Origin of the sequence: Bradyrhizobium sp. WSM2793 (assembly GCF_000379585.1) — a bacterium.
Taxonomy (GTDB): Bacteria; Pseudomonadota; Alphaproteobacteria; order Rhizobiales; family Xanthobacteraceae; genus Bradyrhizobium.
Genome location: NZ_KB902849.1, coordinates 1 through 1,108, shown reverse-complemented (window position 1 = coordinate 1,108; position 1,108 = coordinate 1). Strand labels below are relative to the sequence as shown.

The following is a 1,108-nucleotide window of genomic DNA, read 5'->3' as shown; positions in this document are numbered from 1 at the left end:
ACACCGTGGTGCACTTCACCATCGACGGCAGCCCGATCGCGACGACAGTGACCACCGATGCGCAAGGCGCCTGGTCGTTTACGCCGAGCGGGCTGGCCGATGGACCGCACACCATCGTCGCAAGCCAGACCGATACCTTTGGCAACACCGGCTCGGCGTCGCTGAGCTTCATCTTCGACACAACGGCGCCCACCGGCGGTGCACCGGACCTGACAGCGGGCTCGGACAGCGGTACCTCAGCTACCGACAACATCACTTCGGCGACGTCGCCAAGCTTCACGGTGTTGCTGACCCCGACGGTTGCCATCGGCGATACGGTGCAGCTGCTGCTGGGCGGCGCGCCGCTGGCGCACCCGGTCACGCATGTGATCACGGCCGCCGACGTGACGGCAGGCAGCGTCAGCCTGACGGTGACTGCCGGCGATCTCGGAGCCGATGGCACCAAACAGATCACGGCGCAGTTCAGCGATGTCGCCGGCAACAGTTCGACGAGCGCGGCGCTGAGCTTCACGCTCGACACGACGGCACCGACGGTCGCCATCACCAGCACCGGCGGACTCGTCAACCAGGCCAGCCAGATCATCACCGGCACGGTCGGCGTCGCCGATGCCGGCGCCACCGTCACCATCCTGGACGGCAGCACGACGATCGGTACCGCGATCGTGCAGGCCAACGGGACCTGGAGCGCCACGGTCACGCTCAACAACGGCTTGAACTCGCTGACCGCACGGGTGAGCGATGCGGCCGGCAACACCGCGACCAGCGGCGCGGTGGTCTATACGCTCAGCACCACCGGTCCGACCGTGACCGAGGCCCTGGTCTTCGACACCGGCACCTCCGCCACCGACCATGTCACCGCCACCCCAGCGCTGAACGGCACCGGCCTTGCCAACACCGTGGTGCACTTCACCGTCGACGGCAGCCCGATCGCAGCGACGGTGACCACCGATGCGCAAGGGGCGTGGTCGTTTACACCGACCGGGCTGGCCGACGGACTACACACCATTGTCGCAAGCCAAACCGATACCTTTGGCAACACCGGCTCGGCGTCGCTGAGCTTCACCCTCGACACGACGGCACCGACCGGTGGCACGCCAGATCTGACGGC

1 protein-coding gene is annotated in these 1,108 nt (G+C 67.3%); it reads left to right on the top strand.

Features of this window, described 5'->3' with window-relative positions:
• A partial coding sequence (locus A3AS_RS44570; RefSeq protein WP_245283412.1) for an Ig-like domain-containing protein occupies positions 1-1,108 on the top strand: 1,108 nt, incomplete at both ends.